Consider the following 19,335-nt stretch of genomic DNA (forward strand, 5'->3'; position numbering starts at 1 on the left):
TGGTTTTAGATGTTGAGGCTGGCTCGTTTCAGGGGCTTATTTATTGGACTTCAATTAAGGCTTTCGAAATTCTGCTCGATGCCACTTTTGAGGCTATAATTCCCAAACAGGAAATGGTTAAAAACACGAGTATAAGGTTTTCCCATTTCACAATCATTGGATAGGGTAACGATGGGGTAATCATAACCAAAGCAAAGGCGATTTGTAAGCGTACAATAATATAGCCTATGGCCAACCCCAAAACACCACCTAAAACAGACATTAAGCTGCCTTGGTAAAAGAAAATACGTTGAATGCTTTTTAAGGTAGCCCCCGTACTGTACAAGGTTTTTAAGTTGGCTTTTTTATCTAAAATCATCATAATAAGAGAGCCAATAACATTAAAAAGTGCAATAATCAGAACTAACGTAAAAATTAGGTAAACCGCCAAGTTTTCGGTGTTTAGCATTTTGTACAGCGCATCGTTTAACTGGGCCTTATTTTTAAGGGTGACCTTGTTTCCTAAAACCCCAAGAATCTCGTTTCGGGCTTCTGCTTCGGTAGCATTGGGGTGCAGCTTAAACTCTATGGCCGAGTAGCTATTTTTAGGAACTTCCAAGAGGGCCCTAGCCATGTCAATAGGCGTGTAAATGTAGGTGTCGTTTAAAGTTTCGTTTACATCAAAAATACCAACATTTATAGCGTGAAATGAATTATAGGCTTCTTTTAACGATGTAATTTGGCCTTTTCCGGGCTTTGGCACATAGAGATTTAATTTTTTTCCGTAGTCTAAAACCCCAATAGAAAGGGTGTTGGAAATGCCCATGCCGGTGACTACTTGGTTAGATTTTGATGTTAGCCAATTGCCGTAAGCAATTACAGAATCTATAGCTGTTACGGTTTGGTAGTTCTCATCAACACCTTTTATAAACGCATTGGGGTAGTTTTTAGTTTCATAAGCCACAAACACCCGCTCCTCAATAATTTTAGAATGGGCGCTAACGGTTTTTAGGGTGCTTAGTTTGCGGGTTTCTGCTTCTGTAAGCACCATGTATTTTCCTGTTGCAGGCTGAGCCTTAAGATCGGGATCGATAATGGAGGTAAACTGCAGGGTAAAATCCTTAAGCCCGGCAAACCCCGACAAAACAATAAACAAGGCCGCAGAACCAAGAACAATCCCTATGGTAGCAATAATGGTAATGTAATTTATAGCATTATTGGAACTTTTGGTAAAAAGGTAACGCTTAGCGATGTAAAAGGAAAAATTCAATTACGACTTTTTTCGTTTGTCCAAGAGGTCTGGGTTTTCAATGGGGTTGTCTTTACCTTTTAACGACCGCTCGATACTGTCGATGTACTCCAACGTATCATCAATGTAAAAATGAAGCTCGGGCATTTTGCGCAATTGGTTTTTGGTGCGCTGGGCCAATTCGTGCTTAATTAAATGCTTGTTAGAAGCAATGCCATCTAATAGTGCTTCGGATTTATCCTTTGGAAAAATACTTAAGTATACCTTGGCGTTGGATAGGTCTACCGTAACCCTTACCTTGGTTACCGAAATAATAATGCCTCTTAAACCACTTTGGGTTACAGCCTTTTGCAGCACATCTACCAAATCCTGCTGTAATACCGAAGCGATTTTTTTCTGTCTTTGCGTTTCTTCCATAAGTAATCCCACTAAATCGTTAAACTTTCAAGGTACAAAAATAACGGTTATTTGATTATTATGTTATTTTTAGGCCACATTTCACAATATTAATCATGAGAAAGATAGAACACATTGGCATAGCGGTAAAAGATATTGAGGCTTCTAATAAGCTTTTTGAAAAGCTGTTTAATGCACCCCATTACAAAATGGAAACGGTGGCTAGCGAGGGGGTGCTAACCTCGTTTTTTGCCTCGGGCCCCAATAAAATTGAATTGCTGCAAGCAACCACCCCAGACAGCCCGATAGCCAAATTTATAGAAAAAAAGGGCGAGGGCATTCACCATATTGCCTTTGATGTAGCCGATATTACTGCCGAAATAGCCCGCTTAAAACAGGAGGGTTTTGTTGTTTTAAACGAGACACCCAAGCAAGGTGCCGATAATAAACTGGTGGCCTTTTTGCACCCAAAGTCTACCAATGGGGTATTAATTGAGTTGTGCCAAGAGATAAAGGCGTAAAAAACCTTGTAGGATTTTAAAATATGTAGTAATATTGCACACTCTTTTTTAAAGGAGTATATTAGTGTTATGCTAATGGGTCCTATAACTCAGTTGGTTAGAGTATCTGACTCATAATCAGAAAGTCCCTGGTTCGAGCCCAGGTGGGACCACAGATTGAAAATGAAAGCCTTACAGAAATGTAAGGCTTTTTTTGTGCTTTCAGATGAAACATTTTTGGATTAGCGATATTAATTGTGATTATCAAAAAAAAGTCCCAATCCCTACTACTCACTACTAACTACCCACTACCCACTGCTATACTGAGTGCCACCAAAGGGTCACGTCTTCCGTCTTGGTTCCTGACTCTTGGCTCCTGATTCTTTATTTCTGATTCTATTAAATGACAACTGACACCCCGCAACAGTATTCCCGTCTCACGCCTCACGCCTCCCGTCTCACCACTCCCGCCTTGGCTCCAGTATAGCTTAAGTATGGCTTCGGTATGGATAAAGTATGAAAGAAGCCTTTGGGCATAAGAGGCAGTTAAAGCATAAAACGGAAAAAACAGCACATAAAGGCAGAAACGAACACCCGCTAAAAACGACCCTCGCTACCGCACGATTACTCCGGTAAACTCAGTACAAGTGTGTCGTGTGGTATTAACAAAACAACAACTATAAACCATGAACCGTAATTATAAATGTCATAATCCAGAAGGATTGATTTTTAAACCACCTGCAACCCATTTAATAACAATAAATTAAATGCCTTTTTCGTTTGCCATAAGCCAAAAAAACATATCTTTGAGTTAAAGAACCGTGAGGCAAACAGCAGTAAAATCGCACTTAATCGATTTTATTTGCACTTAAAAGATGTTTTTTGTTTTGCCCATAGCGTTTTTTTTATACATTTACAGCTAAATGAAAACACAGTACAAACCCATATTGGTGTCCGTTTTATTGGTGTTGCTAAGTTTTGTGTGTACGGCACAAAATAGTGAAAGCCTTCCTGCTCCTCAACCTATGACAGGACCAATACCACCAGGAACCCCTATAGATGGTGGGGTGTATGTGGTTGCCGGTTTGGCATTGGCCTATGGGGCCTACAAAAAACGAAAGGCCTTAAAATAGGCACGTATTCTTAATTTTTTACCGAATTTATTTTCTGAACGTATTTACCAATAACATCAAACTCTAGGTTAACAACGCTGTTAAGTTGTAGTTGGTTAAAGTTGGTGTGTTTAAACGTATAAGGAATAATGGCCACACTAAAGGTGTTTATGCCAGAGTTTACTACGGTTAGGCTTACCCCATTTACGGTAATAGAACCTTTTTCAATGGTTAGGTTGTTTAGTGCGGCATCGTACTCAAAGGCAAATTCCCAACTGCCAGCATGTTGCGAAATATTGGTGCAAATAGCGGTTTGGTCTACATGGCCCTGAACAATATGGCCGTCTAGCCTATCGCCCAGTTTCATGCCGCGCTCTAGGTTAACAACGTCGCCAACGCTTAACTGGCCAAGGGTGGTTTTTGTTAAGGTTTCATCAATAGCAGTAACAGTATATGTGTCTTGGTCAATATCAACAACGGTTAAACACACCCCGTTGTGCGATACACTTTGGTCTATTTTTAGGGCGTTGGTAAAGGGGCAGCTTAGGGTAAGGTGCAGATTTTTACCATCTTTTTCAAGTTTTTTTACAACACCCAGCGCTTCAACAATTCCTGTAAACATAAAATCCTTTTTATTTGTCTAAATTTGTAACAACAAAATTACGAACAAAACAGATTAATTTTAATGAAGGTTAAAGAAAAAATCAAAGTTGGGATTACCATAGGCGATTTGAATGGTATAGGAGGGGAAATTATTTTAAAGACGTTTGAAGATAGCAGGATGCTGGATTTCTGTACGCCCGTTATCTATGCTTCGGTAAAAACCATGAGCCACCTAAAAAAGCATTTTGGGTTTAACGTAAACTTTAACGGCATTAATACCATAGATAAGGTGGTGCACGGCAAACTGAATGTGTTTAATGCCTGGAACGAAAAGGTTAACATCGAATTTGGGAAAGAAAGCCCGAAAGCTGGCGAGCTCGCTATAAAGTCGTTAAAACTGGCGGTACAGCATTTAAAAGAAGGCGCAATAGATACCTTGGTTACAGCACCAATAAACAAGCACAACATTCAATCTAACGAATTTCAATTTCCGGGACATACAGATTATTTGGCTCAGGAATTAGAAGGAAATAGCCTAATGTTTATGGTTACCGATGCCCTAAAAGTAGGCTTATTAACAGACCACGTGCCTGTAAAAGAAGTTACCAATCACATTACAGCAAAGCGCATTCAGGAAAAACTGCACATCATTCACAAATCGTTGCAGCAGGATTTTAAGGTAAGAAAACCTAAAATAGCCGTTCTGGGCATTAACCCACATATTGGCGACAATGGGGTTATAGGAAAAGAAGACGACGAGGTTTTAAGGCCAACACTGGAGGCCTTAAGAGAAAAAGGCATGTTGGTTTTTGGCCCCTATGCTGCCGATAGCTTTTTTGGCTCGAACAATTATAAAAATTTCGATGCTATTGTGGCTTCTTATCACGACCAAGGGCTAATTCCGTTTAAAACCCTGTCGTTTGGCAATGGGGTAAATTATACGGCAGGACTTAATAAGGTTAGGACTTCTCCAGACCATGGGACCGCCTACGAGATTGCCGGCAAGGGCGAAGCCGACGAAAACTCGTTTAAGCAAGCCGTTTTTACAGCAATTAAGATATTTAAAAACAGAGAAGAGCACCAAGCACTTACCGAAAACCCACTAAAAACAAACCAGAAAAAGATATAAACAAAAAAATGTTTATAAGTTGCTGAGCCTAAACAATTATTTCATATATTTGCAGGCTCAAATACGATGTGGTAATGAAGTTATTGAAAGAGTTTACAATTCAGTTTGTTGGATTAAAGCTGGGAAAACATCAATTTGAGTACAAAATTGGAAACCAGTTCTTTGAGCATTTTGAGTATGACGAGTTTAACGATAGCAACGTAAAAGTCGCTGTCGAACTTGAAAAAAAAACCACCCTGTTAGAATTAAACTTTACGTTTAGTGGGAGTGTAAATGTTAATTGCGATTTAACAAACGAACCTTATAACCAGCCTATTTCAAACACATTTAATCTGGTTGTAAAATTTGGCCAAGAGTATAATAACGATGAGACAGACATGCTTATCATCCCTCATGGCGAATACGAAATTAACATTCAACAGTACATTTACGAACTTATAGTACTTTCTGTACCAAGTAAGCGTATACACCCAGGGGTAGAAGACGGCACATTAAACTCAGCCATACTCGAAAAACTTGACGCATTAAGTCCAGAACAACAAGAACCTATAGAAAGCGAAGAGGAAACAGATCCTCGTTGGGATAAATTAAAAAAACTATTAACGGATAAATAATTATATAAAATGGCACATCCTAAGAGAAAAATCTCTAAAACAAGAAGAGATAAGAGAAGAACACATTACAAAGCAGTTGCTCCAGAAATTGCAACGTGTCCTACAACAGGAGAAGCTCACTTATACCACAGAGCTCATTGGCACGAAGGAAAGCTATATTACAGAGGTCAAGTACTAATTGACAACTCTGAGGCAGAAGAAAATGTTGCATAAACTATTATGCGCGCATATATTAAAACGCTCAACCATGAGCGTTTTTTTTATGATTAATTTTTGAAAGTCTTAAAAACAACTTAATTTGCATCACATTTGCTTCCAAAAGCATTTAATACATCAAAAAACACAACCATTTTTGATGAATTTTCGCTTTTTGGCAACTAACTTAATATAGCGATGAGTAAAATTACAGCAGCCATTACAGCTGTAGGCGCATACGTTCCCGAGTTTGTGCTGTCGAACAAGGTCTTAGAAACCATGGTCGACACCAATGATGAATGGATAACAACCAGAACTGGTATTAAAGAGCGCAGAATACTTAAAGAACCAGGTAAAGGCACATCTTATATGGCCATAAAAGCCGCTCAAGATTTAATTAAAAAGAAAGCGCTAGATCCCAAAGACATTGATTTGGTTATTGTTGCAACCGCAACACCCGATATGCCAGTCGCATCGACAGCCGTTTATACCGCTAGCGAAATTGGCGCAACCAATGCCTTTGCTTACGATTTGCAAGCCGCCTGTTCTAGCTTTTTGTACGGCCTCTCTACAGCAGCAAGCTATATAGAATCTGGCAGGTATAAAAAAGTACTTTTAATAGGCGCCGATAAAATGTCGTCGATAATAGATTATACCGACAGGACAACCTGTATTATTTTTGGCGATGGCGCCGGAGCGGTATTACTAGAACCCAATACCGAAGGCCTAGGATTTCAAGACGAATTTTTACGCAGCGATGGTGCCGGACGCGAGTTTCTTAAAATAGAAGCCGGTGGCTCTATCCTACCCCCAAACGAAGACACCGTAAAAAACAAACAGCATTTTGTACACCAAGATGGGCGTACTGTATTTAAGTTTGCCGTATCGAATATGGCAGGGGTTTGCGAGGAGATTATGAAACGAAACAACCTAAGCAAGGACGATGTATCTTGGTTGGTGCCACACCAAGCCAATTTGCGTATTATAGATGCCACAGCCAACCGCATGGAGCTAGACGAAGCCAAGGTGCTAAAAAACATTCACCGTTACGGCAACACAACATCAGCCACATTGCCCCTTTTATTATACGATTTTGAGCACCAGCTTAAAAAAGGCGATAACCTCATTTTTGCCGCCTTTGGTGGTGGCTTTACTTGGGGGTCAATTTATTTAAAATGGGCGTACAATTCATAAACAACTAACCAAGGACTAAACATATTAATTAATATCTAAAAATCATGGAATTAAAAGACATTCAAAACTTAATCAAATTTGTAGCTAAATCGGGTGCAAGTGAGGTTAAATTGGAAACCGATGATGTAAAGATTACAATAAAAACAGGAAGCGACGATAAGGAAACCACAACGTATGTGCAGCAAATTCCAGTAAATGCACCCGTTGCCCAAGCGCCAATGCCAGCCGCACCACAACAACACGTTCAGCCGGCGGCCGCAGCTGTTTCCGAAACACCTGCAGCAGCAGAAGACTCTAAATACATAACCATAAAGTCTCCAATTATTGGAACCTTCTACAGAAAACCATCGCCAGATAAGCCGGTGTTTGTTGAAGTAGGATCTACAATTAAAGAAGGCGATGTGCTTTGTATTATCGAAGCCATGAAGCTGTTTAATGAAATAGAATCGGAAGTTTCGGGCAAAATCGTTAAAGTATTAGTAGACGATTCATCGCCAGTGGAGTTTGACCAACCATTATTTTTGGTTGATCCATCATAACCTAATTTAAAATTCCAAAAGCAAATCCCAGTTTGTTGGAATTTGGAATTTTTGAGATTTTAAACCAGACGTTATGTTCAAGAAAATATTAGTAGCCAATAGAGGGGAAATAGCCTTACGTGTTATTAGAACCTGTAAAGAAATGGGCATTAAAACGGTGGCAGTATACTCAACCGCCGATGCCGATAGCCTGCACGTTAAGTTTGCAGACGAAGCGGTATGCATAGGGCCTGCACCAAGCTCAGAATCATATTTAAAAATATCAAACATTATCGCAGCGGCAGAAATTACCAATGCCGATGCCATTCACCCCGGATATGGGTTTCTATCAGAGAACGCCAAGTTTTCAAAAATATGCGAAGAACACCATATTAAATTCATAGGCGCTTCAGAAGAGATGATCTCCAAAATGGGAGATAAAGCCACAGCCAAAGCCACTATGAAAGCGGCCGGCGTGCCTTGTGTTCCTGGTAGTGAGGGTATTATAGAAGACTACGACACTTGCGAAAAGCTAGCCGAAGAGGTGGGCTACCCAGTAATGCTTAAAGCCACTGCCGGTGGTGGAGGTAAAGGCATGCGTGCCGTTTGGAAACAAGAAGACCTAAGAGACGCATGGGATTCGGCAAGACAAGAATCTAAAGCAGCCTTTGGTAACGACGATATGTATATGGAAAAGCTTATAGAAGAGCCTAGACATATCGAAATACAAATTGTAGGCGACTCTAACGGGAAAGCCTGCCACCTATCAGAAAGGGATTGTTCGGTACAACGTCGTCACCAAAAACTAACCGAAGAGGTGCCGTCGCCATTCATGACCAATGCCTTGCGTAAAAAAATGGGCGATGCGGCCGTTAAAGCTGCCGAGTACATTAAGTATGAAGGTGCCGGAACCATAGAGTTTTTGGTAGATAAGCACAAAAACTTCTACTTTATGGAAATGAATACCCGTATTCAAGTAGAGCACCCAATTACCGAGCAGGTTATCGATTTCGATCTTATTAGAGAGCAAATCCTAGTTGCTGCAGGCGTGCCAATCTCTGGTAAAAACTATACGCCAAACCTACACTCTATAGAATGTAGAATTAATGCTGAAGACCCGTTTAACGGTTTTAGACCTTCGCCAGGACGTATTACCACATTACATGCACCAGGTGGGCATGGGGTAAGGTTAGATACCCATGTGTATGCAGGCTATGTTATTCCGCCAAACTACGACTCTATGATTGCCAAATTAATCACCACGGCACAAACCCGTGAGGAGGCCATTAACAAAATGAAACGTGCTTTGGATGAGTTTGTGATTGAAGGTATAAAAACTACCATTCCTTTCCATAGGCAATTAATGGACCATCCAGATTACTTGGCAGGAAACTACACCACCAAGTTTATGGAAGACTTTGAAATGCAACCACTAGAAGAAAACTAAATAGTAAAACTCCGAATGAAAATTCGGAGTTTTTTTTGTCCTTTAAAGGGCATGTCAAGACAAGCTTTTTAGCTTGAACATTAAATGTGTATTGTTTGGGTCAAAAGGCATAAGAATTACCATCCTTGCCTAAAAAAATGCTTACCTTAGGTGCTATGGAAATGTCTTACTGGGAAAAGCAAACATGGTTTTCAAACATCGATTTTACCGTAATAGGAAGCGGTATTGTTGGGCTTAATTGTGCTCTGGGTTTAAGAGCCAGATTCCCAAAAGCCAAGATTGTGGTTGTCGAGCGCGGCATATTACCACAAGGTGCAAGTACCAAGAATGCAGGTTTTGCTTGCTTTGGGAGCATGAGCGAGATTTTAGACGACTTAAACCATCATACAACAGCAGAGGTTTGTAAACTTGTAGAAAAACGCTATAAAGGGCTAAAGTTGCTTCGTGAGCGCTTGTCTGATAAGGCCATTGGGTATAAAGCATACGGCGGGTATGAACTGTTTTCAGAAAACGAAGCCTTGTACCAAACATGCATGGCAAAGGTGCCAGAAATAAACAGCCTGCTAAAACCTGTTTTTAAGACCCCGGTGTTTCGTTTAAAGGCCAATACAAATGGGTTTCAAAACATTCAGGAAAAGATTATTTACAATGCTTTTGAAGGCCAAATTGACACCGGAAAAATGATGCAGGCACTGCTAAAAAAAGCCCATTCAGAAGAGATCTTGATTTTAAATAATATTGAAGTTTTGGCGTTTCAGGAACAGCCTGATTGTGTGCATGTCCAAACGTCAATAATAGACTTTAAAACAGCCAAACTGTTCGTGGCCACCAACGGCTTTGCAGCCAAGTTAATTGCTGAGGATGTTAAACCTGCCAGAGCCCAAGTGCTAATAACCAAACCAATAAAAAACCTTCGTATAAAAGGCACTTTTCATTTAGATAAGGGCTACTATTACTTTAGAAATATTAATAACAGAATACTATTAGGAGGCGGAAGAAACCTAGATTTTAAGACAGAAGAGACGTTCGATTTTGGGCAAACAGATGTTGTAAAAACAACACTTAAACAACTGCTAAAAACGGTTATCTTACCAGATACGCCTGTTGAGGTGGCTTATTTTTGGTCTGGTATTATGGGGGTTGGCGCAACAAAAAAAGCGCTTGTAAAACCCCTGTCAGATAGAGTATTTTGCGGGGTTAGACTGGGTGGTATGGGCGTAGCCATAGGAAGCCAGATAGGAGAGGAGCTCGCTAGTTTAGCTTAGGAAGCTACAATCTTAAGGCAAACATCCTTGCCGGGATTTAAATATTCCTGGTGGTAGAAGATAATTGTATGGTCTTCCTTGGTGGCCTCAATTAAATACCGATATCCTTCAAAGTACGTTTGCTTTACGGTAACCTTAAGGGGGGCATCTTTCACAACAGCTAGCCTATGGGCATAGACCAGTTGTCCGTCAATGGTGTTGCATTCTCCAAAAAACGAAGCCACTAAAGGGGTTTTAGGGTGTTTGTAAATAACTTCGGGTAAATCGTTTAAAATAAGTTTGCTGTCTTGTAGGACTAAAATTCTATCGGCAAACCCCAAAACATCGTTCTTATCGTGTGTAGCGACAATACAACTAATGTTTTTCTGCTTTAAGTACCGAAACAGATTTCGGCGTAACCGGCGTTTTTTAAAGCTGTCTATATGGCTAAAAGGTTCGTCTAACAACATAATCTCGGGTTGCTTGGCCAGTGCTCTGGCTAGGGCAACACGTTGTTTTTGACCACCGCTAAGGGTTTTTACTTTTTGCTTAGCAAAGGGAGTAAGCTCAACAACATCCAACAGTTCGGCGATCCGCTGTTTTTTTTCTTTTGGGAAAAAGTTAGAAAGGTGTTTGCCAATGTTTTCTTCTATGGAGGTAAAGGGCATTAAGTCGAATTCTTGTGCCACATATTTGATAAACTCATAGCCCACCACCAAATTAAATTTAGGCCCTAAAATGGGGGTGTCCTTCCATAAAATTTGCCCAGCATCAAGGTCGTATTCACCATAGATTAATTTTAATAACGTGCTTTTTCCAGAACCACTCTCACCAATAATCGATACATGTTCGCCAGGTTTAACATTAAAGCTTATAGCTTTTAAAATGGGCGTTTTTTTATAAGCGAACGTTATGTTTTTTATTTGCAGCATGGGCGAAAAATAAAAAAACCCACTTGAATCCAAGTGGGTTTTTTTATATTATTTCTTGATAAATTTCCGGGTGGTAGTTTTCCCTTCCAGTTCAAGCCTTAAAATGTAAACCCCAGCAGCAAGAGTCGAAACATCTAGCTGGGTTTTTTCAAGTCTTTCGTTTTGTATAATTTTTCCGTTTATGTCGAAAACAGTGGCAATTTTACCGATAACGTTGCCGGAGGTTTCAAAATAAATGTTGTCTTTAACAGGATTCGGGTAGATAACCAGATCAGATAAATGTGCGTCTTCAATAGCTAAGGAAGCGCCCTCTATTAGGGTGTGTTGGGTGTTAATGTCCAGATTAGGAAAAACATCTATAACACCAGAAGGCCAATAAATGGTAACGTTATTAATGGTGGTTTCTGTACCTAACCCAAAATGGGCTGTTAAAGAGCTCATAAACTCAAAGCCTTCACCACTTCTTACATCTCTAATTTGTGTTCCGGAACTTGTATGCACTTCTATTCTGGCTCCTATACCATTTATATTACTTGCCGTACCAACGGTTTTAATTTTTACATAGTTGTTGCCATTACCACCGTTGTTTAGGTAAAGGCTGCCTCTAAACACATCTAAAAAGCCATCGTTGTTAGCGTCGCCAATAGCACCACTTGGCGGCATGTCGGTTTCGTGCAGGGTGAACGAATTATCGCCGTTATTAAGCAATATTTTACCGCTTGTAAGAATGTCTACATAGCCGTCGTTGTTAAAATCGCCAGGAGCATTTTCAATGCCATAAGGGGCGTTAGAGATGTTTGCGGTTGCGGTTGCATTGGTAAACGTACCATCGCCATTATTAATCATGTATTTGTGCGGGCCATCGGCCGATGAGCTTGCGCCAACATACACATCCATATCGCCATCATTGTCAAAATCGGCCCAAGCCGAAGACCAAGTTTGAATGGGGTCTCCTAAATTAGAACTGTTATTATGACCTTGGTCGGGAAAGTTGCTTTGGTAATAGCCCAAATCGGCTATGTTTACAAACACGCCATTACCGTCATTCCGCCAGAGTTCATTTACTTTATGGGTAACGCTACCACCTCTACATTTGGCAATAAACAGGTCGACGTCCCTATCGTTGTCGAAATCAATCCATACGGTGCCGTAGTTTCCGCCGCTACTGTGTGTGCCTAAGCCGTTGGGCAAAGCCGTTGAGGCTCCTTGGTAAAAGGTTACAGCTCCTGTTCCATCGTTAATGAAATAAACATTTTGATCAACATCATGGCAAACAAATGCGTCTAGGAAACCATCGTTGTTAATATCAACAAAGTTAGAGCGTTGCGAAAACACATAGGTGCTGGTGGTATAGCTCTGGGAGTAGCCTGTTCCTGTACCGTTGGCCATTACAATAGACACGCCGCTAGAGGCACCATAAATAAGGTCGTTATAACCGTTGGCATCTAAATCTCCAGCAGCCATGCTCCAAGAAGGTCCAAAGCTAGCAGGGGCTTGAAAAGACTGGTACGAGAAACCGGTATCGGTTTGGTGGTTAATATTTACATGCGTAGAAGAGCCGCTCACCAAATCGTCCAACCCATCGTTATCCATGTCTACCATAGCATAGGAGGTTCCACTCATAGAAATGGAAGGGTCTTGAATAAAGACAAACTCGCCTGGTTCTGGAGGGGGGATTTGGAAGCCTTCAATAAGCATAAACTCAAAACCATCAGTATCCCATCTGTCATCAAATGCAATGTAATAGGTTGTGCCAGCCACCCCGTAAAATTCCAAATGGGATAAATAGCCCGCACCACTATCGTCATCACCTGCTTCGCATGTTAGTGCGCCGCAACTTCCGGTGTACACATGTACGCGGGTGTCTATTCCCGTATTAACGGTTAAATCTGTGGTTAGGGTATATGTTGCTGTGGTTGTGGGCTGAAAAGTGTACCAATAACCTCCTGTGGCCCCAGATCCGTTTGCGGCACAGACAGGCGAAGGGACTTCGCTGCCTATAATTCCCGGGGAGGTTATGGTATTGGTATCGTCTGCGGTTATGGCAATAGCTTCGGCGCAGGTATAGCCGGCTTGAGCATAACCAATACCAGACATTATAAGGGTTAAAAGGAAGAGGAGTTGTCGTTTCATAAGGTGTTAATTAGTTGCAGTTGTTTTCTAAGGATGTGATCCAGTTTTCAATTAATAAAAGCCCTTCGTCTTGCACTAGGGTTCTCCCTAAGAGGGGCATTCTAACAGACTCGTCGGTAGCGTTTAATCTGTAGTGCAGCACCGATCGGTTGGGGTTTCCGGGGGTAACAATATGGGTAAGCCCTACACCCAAATCGGTATCTGGTTCAACACAAACCCCTAGGTTGGTTAGGTTTTCTGAAGTTTCGAAATCGAATCTAACAGGACGGTAAGCGCAGTGGGCTTCCTCGCTGTGGCAATGGGCGCAATTAATGTCTAAATAGGCCCTGGCCCTAAGGGTAAGCGGAAGGCTTTCGTCTTTCCAATTTGGGATAGCTGGAACATCCTCTGGTAAGGTTTGGTCTAAATACCCCATCTCTTGCCATTTTTGTAATTGGTTTTTTGTGCCTTCGGAATACGGATAGGTCATGTTTAGGTTCCTGGGCTTTGGCCCAATAGGGATAGAGACTTCTCCTGATTTGTGGCAAGTATGGCATTCGGCCTCTGAAGGAACCCTGTAATTTACAGTCCTAGTTTGGTTTAACGCTTGCCATTCAATGTTGTGGAAGCTGCCATTTAAGTCCAATAAAGCATCGTTTTGGTCGTTATCCCAAACATAATTGGCAAATACCCAGCCGTTTTGTTTTTTTATCATTAATCGGGTTTCGATTAATTTTCGGGTATCTGTGGGCAGGACATGGTCGTAAAAAAAAGTCTTTATTAAAACGGTACCCGTTGGAAACTCTAGGACATCGCCGGCTGTTGTATAACTGGCCTGAACATGTTGTGGCATCCAGACAAAGCGTTGTTTTTTAGCATAATCACTAAATAGGGTGTTAATGATGCTGTATGGCAGCACACCATAAACGGGTTGGTGGTTGGCTTGCGGACCTTCAAAAAAATTATAATCGCTTAATTTGGGGTAAGGAACTTGCTCTAGGTTAAAAACCACAGGAGATTCCTGTTGGGGGTTGGGGGCATTAACATAGTCGCTATCGTCGTTAGAGCAGGCCATGGTAAAAAATAGCCCTGCCAAAAGCATTATGCTGGTTAGTTTTTTTAACATTTTTACATGCTTTTCGGAAAAAAGTATGTAAAAATATCAAAATAGTTGAAAACTATACAGTTTAGCAGTTGTTTATTTAAATAATGTTGTTGTTTTTTAGGAATTCTGCAATCTGTATGGTGTTTGTCGCAGCACCTTTTCTAAGGTTATCGGCAACAATCCACATATTCAAGGTGTTGGGTTGTGATTCGTCACGTCTAAGCCTTCCTACAAACACGTCGTCTTTTCCATGGGCGTTAACAGCCATGGGGTAGGTGTTGGCGCTAGGGTTGTCTTGTAGAACAACACCTTCTGTATGCGAAAGTATGTGTTTGATGTCGTTTAAATCGAAATCGGTTTCAAATTCCACATTAACCGATTCGCTATGTCCTCCCGAGGTTGGAATTCTAACGGCCGTAGCGGTTACCGCAATGGTTTTATCGTCTAAGATTTTTTGGGTTTCACGTACCAGTTTCATCTCTTCTTTGGTATAGCCGTTTTCCTCAAACACATCGCAATGCGGAATGGCGTTGCGATGAATTTGATGTGGGTAGGCCATGTCGCCTTTTACGCCTGCCATTTCGTTATCCAGTTGCTCTACTGCCTTCACCCCGGTTCCGGAAACCGATTGGTAAGTTGAAACCACAATGCGTTTTATGGTGTATTTTTTATGTAGGGGCGCTAGGGCCAAAACCATTTGTATGGTCGAACAGTTGGGGTTGGCTATAATTTTATCGTCTTTAGTAAGCGTATTGGCATTAATTTCCGGCACAATTAGTTTTTTTGTGTGGTCCATACGCCAAGCCGATGAATTATCGATAACCGTCGTTCCAACTGCTGCAAACTTAGGCGCCCATTCTAACGATGTGCTGCCGCCTGCCGAAAACAGAGCGATGTCTGGCTTTAATGCTACAGCTGTAGCGAGGTTGACTACGGGATATGTTTTTCCTTTAAAAGAAATTTCTTTACCAACGCTTTTTTCAGAAGCTACAGGAATTAAGGTTTCTATAGGGAAATTGCGCTCTTCTAAGAGGTTTAACATAACTTCGCCAACCATTCCGGTGGCGCCAACAACAGCTACTTTCATTGTAAAAACACTTTAGTTATTATACAGTGGCAAAGCTAAGTATTAATTCTTTTTTATAAGATGAAAAAAGCCTGTGTTTTTGGTTAACACAGGCTTTTTAACAAGAAATGTAAAACAGTTATATTTTTAACAAGGGGTTATTTTTTTAACAAATCCCTAATTTCTGCCAATAACTCTTCTTGCGAAGGTCCTTTTGGCGCTTCTGGAGCTGGTGCTTCTTTCTTTTTCATTTTGTTGGCACCTTTCACAACCATGAACATCACAAAAGCAACGATAATAAAATCGATAACATTGGTAAGGAATTCCCCCCAGTGTACGGCAACTTCACCTTCTAAAACGCCATCGGCATTTGTAACGCCTTCGTGAATGATGTACTTTAACGTTTTGAAATCGGATTTGAAGACCAAGCCAATTAACGGCGAGATAATACCTCCGGTAAACGATGCCACAACTTTGTTGAATGCCGCACCCATTACAAAACCAACGGCAATGTCGATTAAATTGCCTTTCATGGCAAAATCTTTAAACTCTTTTAACATGATAATTGTTTTATGATTAGTGTTATTGACCTAAAAATAGGTAATTTTCTTAAAAACAGCACTTATTGGTTTAAAAAAACACGTTTAATGCGTTTTGACAGGCCTGTTATAACTTCGTAGGAAATGGTTCCGGTTGTTTTGCCAAAGGCTTCGGCGGTGTGGTTTTCGTCAAACAAAATTACCTCATCGCCTTCTTGGCAATCAATATTTGTAACATCTACCATAATCATGTCCATGCATACATTTCCTGTGATGTAAGCTTTTTGGTTGTTAATAATAACATAGCCTTTTCTTTGGCCGTATTGGCGGCCAATACCATCGGCATGGCCAATAGGCAGGGTTGCGGTTCTGGTGGGTTTATCGGCAATAAAGCCTCTGTTGTAGCCCAAGCTTTCGCCGGGGTTTAAGGTGTGTATTTGTGAGATTAAGGTTTTTAGTCTGCCAATAGGAATAAGGTGTTTGTTCTCTTCGTTGGAATTGCCAAAGCCGTAAAGCCCAATACCGCTTCTTACCATGTTAAAATGCGCTTGAGGGTAATTTAAAATGCCCGAGGTATTGCAAATGTGTCGCCATGGTTTTAGGCCGGTTTCCTTTTCAAAAGTTTGGCAAATGGTGTTAAACGTTTCAATTTGCGCTAGGGTAAAGGCTTTTTCGTTAAAATCTTCGCTAGCGGCCAAGTGCGAAAACAAAGACCGGGTTTCAATGGCCGAAGTGGTTTTTGTTTTAGCGGCTATTGTTGGGATGTCTTTAGCATTAAACCCCAATCTGTTTAAGCCTGTATTAAATTTAATATGAACTGGGTAGTGCTTTTGGTTTAGCTTTTCGGAGACTGCTATAAATTCGTTTAAAACAAAATGACTGTAAAGGCTGGGTTCCAGACAGCGTTCTATAATGGTTTTAAAATGCACCGATTGTGGGTGCAGCACTAAAATGGGTTTGGTTATTCCGGCATTTCTTAAGGCTACGCCCTCGCTAGTGTAGGCCACCGCAAAATAGTCGACCTCTAAGTCTTGAAGTTTTTTAGCAATTATTTGGGCGTCGCTGCCATAGGCAAAGGCTTTAACGACAGCAAGAAATTTGGTGTTTGGTTTAAGCTTCGATTTTAAGTAGGCGTAATTGTGCTCTAAAGCTTTTAAATCGATAAACAACGTGGTTTCCCGTATTTTATTTGGCATTGTTTTTTGTTTGTTTTGGCAAGAGCTCTTCGGCATCGTTAACGTTCATGTTTCTCACCTTGTCCCGTTGCATGGTTTTAAAAAAGGCCGCACGGCTTAGGGGTTCGTACTCATCAACTTCGCCAAGCAACACTAAATCGTCGCTTTTGGCCTTACGGTAGCTGTAATTGGCAAGATTGCCGGTTTTGGTGCAGATGGCGTGTACTTTTGTAACATACTCTGCCGTTGCCATTAGGTTGGGCATAGGCCCAAAAGGATTGCCTTTAAAATCCATGTCCAATCCGGCGACAATAACACGTATGCCCTTATTGGCCAGATCGTTGCAAACCCGTACAATCTCATCGTCAAAAAACTGAGCTTCGTCTATGCCAATAACATCGCATCCATCGGCAAGAATAGGAATGTTTGCCGCCGCAGGAACGGGTGTCGACCGAATTTCGTTGGCATCGTGCGAGACAACCATACCTTCATCGTAGCGTATATCGATGGCCGGTTTGAAAATTTCAACCTTCTGCCTTGCAAATTTGGCGCGTTTTAACCGGCGGATAAGCTCTTCGGTTTTACCCGAAAACATCGATCCGCAAATAACTTCTATCCAACCAAATTGTTCTTTATGATTTACTGTGTTTTCGAGAAACATTTTGTAATTTTAGCACTAAAGTCCGTTGATACTCGTTTTGTATAAAGGTGGCGTAAATTTATTAAAAAACAAAAGCATAAATTGCAATAAACTTTAAAAGTTATGAAGAAGAAACTAGAGGCAGAATTAATGAGTATTGCACATAGAATACTTAAATTAAAGGGCAAGGACGATATAGATAGAATGCATAAAGAGGTTGCCGAGCTTTATGAAAAACTCACCGTTTTAAAATTTGCCAAAGAAAATCTAGACGACGATTTACCAACCATAGGAAGCGATTCGTCGTTTTTTGAAATGCTAGATGTGGCCTTTAACAATAAGGTTAGCGACACCATAGAAGTTGAAGATAAGGTGTACATTAACCTAGACGAAGTTGAAGACGATGATATTATGGAACCCGCCATCGAAAAAATTAAGGACATGGTGGCCCATATGCCTCATGAAACCCAGCAAGTAGATGAGGTGCTAGAAAAAATATTGCCACAAAAAAAATACCATAAGGACGACTTCGAAGACATAACGGCCGATTTTAAGGACATCCCGGTGTTCGAGCCCGTATCTAAGACCGCACAAAAAAAATCCCTAAACGATAAGCTAAAACAAGGTATTAACATAGGCCTAAACGATAAGATAGCCTTTATTAAACACCTGTTTAATGGCGATAACAAGGATTACGACCGCGTTTTATCGCAGTTAAATACGGCCTCAGACTTCGAGGAGGCACATGGCTTAATCCAAAACATGGTTAAACCAGACTATAACAATTGGGAGGGCAAAGAAGAATTTGAAGCCCGCTTTATGCATATTATTGAAAGCAAGTTTAATTAGGCGGCCATTTTAGGGAAAACAACATGGGGAAACTTTACATTGTTCCAACGCCTATAGGCAATCTTAAAGACATGACCTTTAGGGCCGTTGAGGTATTAAAAGCCGCCGATTTAATTCTGGCCGAAGATACGCGTACTTCGGGAAAATTATTAAAGCATTTTGACATAAATACACCATCGCAGTCGCACCACATGTATAACGAACATAAAACGGTGGAAGCCTTAATTAACAAGCTAAAAAGCGGAGTTACTATGGCTTTAATTAGCGATGCGGGTACACCCGCAATTTCCGATCCAGGGTTTTTATTGACAAGAGCATGTGTTGAAAACGGTATAGACGTGGAATGTTTGCCTGGCGCAACGGCTTTTGTGCCAGCCTTGGTAAATAGTGGCTTGCCTAATGATAAGTTTGTATTTGAAGGCTTTCTACCCGTTAAAAAAGGACGGCAAACACGTTTAAATTTGCTAGCAGAAGAAACTCGGACCATGATTTTTTATGAATCACCTCATAAGCTTTTAAAAACACTCGCGCATTTCTGTGAGTATTTTGGTGAGGACAGGCCTGTTTCGGTATCACGAGAATTGACCAAACTCTACGAAGAAACCATTCGCGGAACGGCTAAAGAGGTGTTGGACTATTACACCAATAAATCACCAAAAGGCGAAATTGTGGTTGTGGTTGGTGGGAAAAGATAAAAGCCTGTGAATGTCATTCAGAGTGAAACGAAGAATCTTTTA

The 19,335-nt window shown here is 40.9% G+C and carries 21 protein-coding genes and 1 tRNA gene; 12 read left to right on the forward strand and 10 right to left on the reverse strand.

The window, feature by feature from the left end; genetic code table 11:
- Positions 1 to 40 precede the first annotated feature (40 nt).
- Together IA57_RS05365 and rbfA are read right to left on the reverse strand one after the other, a co-directional pair.
- A complete protein-coding gene (locus tag IA57_RS05365; protein ID WP_036120298.1) occupies positions 41 to 1,249 on the reverse strand; it encodes an ABC transporter permease in 1,209 nt (402 codons plus the stop codon).
- Complete coding sequence (gene rbfA / locus IA57_RS05370; protein WP_036120301.1) at positions 1,250 to 1,645, reverse strand: 30S ribosome-binding factor RbfA; 396 nt, start codon at positions 1,643 to 1,645, stop codon at positions 1,250 to 1,252.
- 95 nt (positions 1,646 to 1,740) lie between these two features.
- Here rbfA and mce point away from each other — a divergent pair, with 95 nt between their 5' ends.
- The 3 genes from mce to IA57_RS05390 all read left to right on the forward strand — a co-directional run bounded on the left by mce (position 1,741) and on the right by IA57_RS05390 (position 3,257).
- On the forward strand, positions 1,741 to 2,145 hold the full coding sequence (gene mce, locus IA57_RS05375) for a methylmalonyl-CoA epimerase (protein ID WP_036120303.1): 405 nt from the start codon (positions 1,741 to 1,743) through the stop codon (positions 2,143 to 2,145).
- Between the two features lie 78 nt (positions 2,146 to 2,223).
- A tRNA-Ile gene (locus IA57_RS05380) sits at positions 2,224 to 2,297 on the forward strand.
- Positions 2,298 to 3,047: 750 nt separating this feature from the next.
- Positions 3,048 to 3,257 carry a hypothetical protein gene (locus IA57_RS05390; protein WP_036120308.1) on the forward strand — a complete coding sequence of 70 codons (210 nt, stop codon included), beginning with the start codon at positions 3,048 to 3,050 and terminating at the stop codon, positions 3,255 to 3,257.
- A 10-nt stretch (positions 3,258 to 3,267) separates the two neighbouring features.
- Here the strand turns inward: IA57_RS05390 and IA57_RS05395 are convergent, their stop codons facing one another.
- A complete protein-coding gene (locus IA57_RS05395; RefSeq protein ID WP_036120310.1) occupies positions 3,268 to 3,858 on the reverse strand; it encodes a riboflavin synthase in 591 nt (196 codons plus the stop codon).
- 63 nt (positions 3,859 to 3,921) lie between these two features.
- On the opposite strand from IA57_RS05395, the gene pdxA reads away from it, so the two are divergent.
- The 7 genes from pdxA to IA57_RS05430 all read left to right on the forward strand — a co-directional run bounded on the left by pdxA (position 3,922) and on the right by IA57_RS05430 (position 10,201).
- On the forward strand, positions 3,922 to 4,968 hold the full coding sequence (gene pdxA / locus IA57_RS05400) for a 4-hydroxythreonine-4-phosphate dehydrogenase PdxA (protein WP_036120311.1): 1,047 nt from the start codon (positions 3,922 to 3,924) through the stop codon (positions 4,966 to 4,968).
- 74 nt (positions 4,969 to 5,042) lie between these two features.
- Positions 5,043 to 5,582 carry a YceD family protein gene (locus IA57_RS05405; RefSeq protein ID WP_036120314.1) on the forward strand — a complete coding sequence of 180 codons (540 nt, stop codon included), beginning with the start codon at positions 5,043 to 5,045 and terminating at the stop codon, positions 5,580 to 5,582.
- Between the two features lie 9 nt (positions 5,583 to 5,591).
- On the forward strand, positions 5,592 to 5,795 hold the full coding sequence (rpmF, locus tag IA57_RS05410) for a 50S ribosomal protein L32 (RefSeq protein ID WP_036120317.1): 204 nt from the start codon (positions 5,592 to 5,594) through the stop codon (positions 5,793 to 5,795).
- A gap of 180 nt (positions 5,796 to 5,975) precedes the next feature.
- Positions 5,976 to 6,971 (forward strand): beta-ketoacyl-ACP synthase III, encoded by a 996-nt coding sequence (locus IA57_RS05415; protein WP_036120320.1) that lies wholly within the window; start codon positions 5,976 to 5,978, stop codon positions 6,969 to 6,971.
- 44 nt (positions 6,972 to 7,015) lie between these two features.
- The gene (gene accB, locus IA57_RS05420) at positions 7,016 to 7,510 is read left to right on the forward strand and encodes an acetyl-CoA carboxylase biotin carboxyl carrier protein (protein ID WP_036120323.1); all 495 of its coding nucleotides are present in this window, start codon (positions 7,016 to 7,018) and stop codon (positions 7,508 to 7,510) included.
- Between the two features lie 73 nt (positions 7,511 to 7,583).
- A complete protein-coding gene (accC, locus tag IA57_RS05425; protein ID WP_036120326.1) occupies positions 7,584 to 8,936 on the forward strand; it encodes an acetyl-CoA carboxylase biotin carboxylase subunit in 1,353 nt (450 codons plus the stop codon).
- Positions 8,937 to 9,091: 155 nt separating this feature from the next.
- Positions 9,092 to 10,201: an NAD(P)/FAD-dependent oxidoreductase gene (locus IA57_RS05430; RefSeq protein WP_036121335.1), complete on the forward strand. Its 1,110-nt coding sequence runs from the start codon at positions 9,092 to 9,094 to the stop codon at positions 10,199 to 10,201.
- On the opposite strand, the gene IA57_RS05435 is transcribed toward IA57_RS05430, so the two are convergent.
- From IA57_RS05435 to IA57_RS05465, 7 genes are all read right to left on the reverse strand, one after another.
- Positions 10,198 to 11,112, reverse strand: coding sequence for an ABC transporter ATP-binding protein (locus tag IA57_RS05435; protein WP_036121338.1), 915 nt, complete (start codon positions 11,110 to 11,112; stop codon positions 10,198 to 10,200). The two genes, IA57_RS05430 and IA57_RS05435, sit on opposite strands and share 4 nt — an antisense overlap.
- Before the next feature lie 48 nt (positions 11,113 to 11,160).
- The gene (locus tag IA57_RS05440) at positions 11,161 to 13,245 is read right to left on the reverse strand and encodes an FG-GAP-like repeat-containing protein (RefSeq protein WP_084176725.1); all 2,085 of its coding nucleotides are present in this window, start codon (positions 13,243 to 13,245) and stop codon (positions 11,161 to 11,163) included.
- A 10-nt stretch (positions 13,246 to 13,255) separates the two neighbouring features.
- Complete coding sequence (locus tag IA57_RS05445) at positions 13,256 to 14,350, reverse strand: SO2930 family diheme c-type cytochrome (RefSeq protein ID WP_036120329.1); 1,095 nt, start codon at positions 14,348 to 14,350, stop codon at positions 13,256 to 13,258.
- A gap of 76 nt (positions 14,351 to 14,426) precedes the next feature.
- Positions 14,427 to 15,416, reverse strand: coding sequence for an aspartate-semialdehyde dehydrogenase (locus tag IA57_RS05450; RefSeq protein ID WP_036120332.1), 990 nt, complete (start codon positions 15,414 to 15,416; stop codon positions 14,427 to 14,429).
- A gap of 137 nt (positions 15,417 to 15,553) precedes the next feature.
- The gene (mscL, locus tag IA57_RS05455; RefSeq protein WP_036120335.1) at positions 15,554 to 15,955 is read right to left on the reverse strand and encodes a large conductance mechanosensitive channel protein MscL; all 402 of its coding nucleotides are present in this window, start codon (positions 15,953 to 15,955) and stop codon (positions 15,554 to 15,556) included.
- 62 nt (positions 15,956 to 16,017) lie between these two features.
- Positions 16,018 to 17,130: an alanine racemase gene (gene alr, locus IA57_RS05460; protein WP_036120337.1), complete on the reverse strand. Its 1,113-nt coding sequence runs from the start codon at positions 17,128 to 17,130 to the stop codon at positions 16,018 to 16,020.
- Positions 17,120 to 17,770, reverse strand: a complete 651-nt coding sequence (locus IA57_RS05465) for a thymidine kinase (RefSeq protein WP_036120340.1) — start codon at positions 17,768 to 17,770, stop codon at positions 17,120 to 17,122. The genes alr and IA57_RS05465 overlap by 11 nt, the downstream gene beginning before the upstream one ends.
- Positions 17,771 to 17,872: 102 nt before the next feature.
- Here IA57_RS05465 and IA57_RS05470 point away from each other — a divergent pair, with 102 nt between their 5' ends.
- Together IA57_RS05470 and rsmI are read left to right on the forward strand one after the other, a co-directional pair.
- Positions 17,873 to 18,598 carry a hypothetical protein gene (locus IA57_RS05470; protein WP_036120343.1) on the forward strand — a complete coding sequence of 242 codons (726 nt, stop codon included), beginning with the start codon at positions 17,873 to 17,875 and terminating at the stop codon, positions 18,596 to 18,598.
- Positions 18,599 to 18,621: 23 nt separating this feature from the next.
- A complete protein-coding gene (rsmI, locus tag IA57_RS05475; protein ID WP_036120346.1) occupies positions 18,622 to 19,293 on the forward strand; it encodes a 16S rRNA (cytidine(1402)-2'-O)-methyltransferase in 672 nt (223 codons plus the stop codon).
- Positions 19,294 to 19,335 lie beyond the last annotated feature (42 nt).

Origin of the sequence: Mangrovimonas yunxiaonensis, assembly GCF_000733475.1 — a bacterium.
GTDB lineage: Bacteria > Bacteroidota > Bacteroidia > Flavobacteriales > Flavobacteriaceae > Mangrovimonas > Mangrovimonas yunxiaonensis.

Bases quoted from the DNA above. Each gene is read 5' to 3' on its own strand.
- rbfA (WP_036120301.1), bottom strand. From the start codon at position 1,645: ATGGAAGAAACGCAAAGACAGAAAAAAATCGCTTCGGTATTACAGCAG.
- mce (WP_036120303.1), top strand. From the start codon at position 1,741: ATGAGAAAGATAGAACACATTGGCATAGCGGTAAAAGATATTGAGGCT.
- IA57_RS05390 (WP_036120308.1), top strand. From the start codon at position 3,048: ATGAAAACACAGTACAAACCCATATTGGTGTCCGTTTTATTGGTGTTG.
- IA57_RS05395 (WP_036120310.1), bottom strand. From the start codon at position 3,858: ATGTTTACAGGAATTGTTGAAGCGCTGGGTGTTGTAAAAAAACTTGAA.
- pdxA (WP_036120311.1), top strand. From the start codon at position 3,922: ATGAAGGTTAAAGAAAAAATCAAAGTTGGGATTACCATAGGCGATTTG.
- IA57_RS05405 (WP_036120314.1), top strand. From the start codon at position 5,043: ATGAAGTTATTGAAAGAGTTTACAATTCAGTTTGTTGGATTAAAGCTG.
- rpmF (WP_036120317.1), top strand. From the start codon at position 5,592: ATGGCACATCCTAAGAGAAAAATCTCTAAAACAAGAAGAGATAAGAGA.
- IA57_RS05415 (WP_036120320.1), top strand. From the start codon at position 5,976: ATGAGTAAAATTACAGCAGCCATTACAGCTGTAGGCGCATACGTTCCC.
- accB (WP_036120323.1), top strand. From the start codon at position 7,016: ATGGAATTAAAAGACATTCAAAACTTAATCAAATTTGTAGCTAAATCG.
- accC (WP_036120326.1), top strand. From the start codon at position 7,584: ATGTTCAAGAAAATATTAGTAGCCAATAGAGGGGAAATAGCCTTACGT.
- IA57_RS05430 (WP_036121335.1), top strand. From the start codon at position 9,092: ATGGAAATGTCTTACTGGGAAAAGCAAACATGGTTTTCAAACATCGAT.
- IA57_RS05435 (WP_036121338.1), bottom strand. From the start codon at position 11,112: ATGCTGCAAATAAAAAACATAACGTTCGCTTATAAAAAAACGCCCATT.
- IA57_RS05440 (WP_084176725.1), bottom strand. From the start codon at position 13,245: ATGAAACGACAACTCCTCTTCCTTTTAACCCTTATAATGTCTGGTATT.
- IA57_RS05445 (WP_036120329.1), bottom strand. From the start codon at position 14,350: ATGTTAAAAAAACTAACCAGCATAATGCTTTTGGCAGGGCTATTTTTT.
- IA57_RS05450 (WP_036120332.1), bottom strand. From the start codon at position 15,416: ATGAAAGTAGCTGTTGTTGGCGCCACCGGAATGGTTGGCGAAGTTATG.
- mscL (WP_036120335.1), bottom strand. From the start codon at position 15,955: ATGTTAAAAGAGTTTAAAGATTTTGCCATGAAAGGCAATTTAATCGAC.
- alr (WP_036120337.1), bottom strand. From the start codon at position 17,130: ATGCCAAATAAAATACGGGAAACCACGTTGTTTATCGATTTAAAAGCT.
- IA57_RS05465 (WP_036120340.1), bottom strand. From the start codon at position 17,770: ATGTTTCTCGAAAACACAGTAAATCATAAAGAACAATTTGGTTGGATA.
- IA57_RS05470 (WP_036120343.1), top strand. From the start codon at position 17,873: ATGAAGAAGAAACTAGAGGCAGAATTAATGAGTATTGCACATAGAATA.
- rsmI (WP_036120346.1), top strand. From the start codon at position 18,622: ATGGGGAAACTTTACATTGTTCCAACGCCTATAGGCAATCTTAAAGAC.